Raw genomic sequence first — 583 nt, forward strand, 5'->3', positions numbered from 1 at the left:
CTCTTCTGAGCTTATGATGCGAGTTGGTAAAACACAGCCTCAGAAGGCTTATCAAGGAGAGTGACCATGGGAGAGTATGTCGGACTTGACGTATCAAAGGAAGATACGAGTTTTTGCGTGATGGATGGCAAGAGACAGATCCTGAAGCAAGGCAAGGTGCGAAGTGATCCTGAGGCGTTGTTTGCGGCTTTGCGCGACCACACCCTTTGCCCGGAGCGGATTGTTCTGGAGACGGGAACACTGTCGTCGTGGTTGGCGCGCGGTCTGCGGGCTTACGGTTTGCCGGTGGATGTGATCGACGCCCGTCAAGCCCATGCGGTTATGAAGCTACAACACAACAAGACCGATACCAATGATGCTGTGATGCTGGCCGAGATCGCGCGGACAGGATTTTGTCGTTCGGTGGCGGTGAGCGCGGAAGATGCGCAGAAAGATCGCATGCTGATCAAGGCGCGGGGACATCTGGTTGCACAACGTCGCACCACCCGGAACGCTATTGGCGGCTTTCTCTGCTCTTTGGGGATTCGCTTTCCCAAGGGCACAGGCAAGTTGGGAGATCGGGTTTCCGCCGTTTTAAAAAAAC

At 54.9% G+C, this 583-nt stretch carries 1 protein-coding gene; it reads left to right on the plus strand.

The features are described from left to right. Positions 1–66 precede the first annotated feature (66 nt). Positions 67–583 (plus strand): IS110 family transposase (locus TMES_RS22035; protein WP_143589783.1); only part of this gene is annotated, 517 nt, incomplete at its 3' end.

The organism is Thalassospira mesophila, from assembly GCF_002115755.1.
In the GTDB taxonomy this organism is placed as follows: Bacteria; Pseudomonadota; Alphaproteobacteria; order Rhodospirillales; family Thalassospiraceae; genus Thalassospira; species Thalassospira mesophila.